Source organism: Tritonibacter sp. SIMBA_163, from assembly GCF_046535935.1.
Classification (GTDB): domain Bacteria; phylum Pseudomonadota; class Alphaproteobacteria; order Rhodobacterales; family Rhodobacteraceae; genus Epibacterium; species Epibacterium scottomollicae.
Map to the genome: position 1 here is coordinate 1 of NZ_JAWJBP010000368.1, position 277 is coordinate 277.

General features: G+C 56.3%; 1 protein-coding gene. It reads left to right on the forward strand.

Going from position 1 to position 277, the window contains the following annotated elements:
* On the forward strand, nt 1–277 hold a 277-nt coding region (locus R0J92_RS22755), incomplete at both ends, for a hypothetical protein (RefSeq protein WP_411053335.1).

Below are 277 nucleotides of genomic sequence, written 5' to 3' on the forward strand. Positions count from 1 at the left end.
GTGACGAATGGCTTGCTGCGCAAGGCCAGCAAGATTCGTTGATCGAACGGGAATGCGTGGCGCTCACCCAGCGATCCGGTGGCGCTATCCGGGTTAGCGTTAGACGATACGCGGATAGCGCCGCTTTCGTGGAATTGCTGCGACAGGGCCTGTCTGGCTCGAGAGTGCAAGGGAACAAGATCGAGGCGCTTGGTGACGCAATCACCAAAGCTGAGAACCCACGTGCGATCTGGTTGCAAATCTTGGATGATTTGGAAAAGCTAGCCGAATATGACCC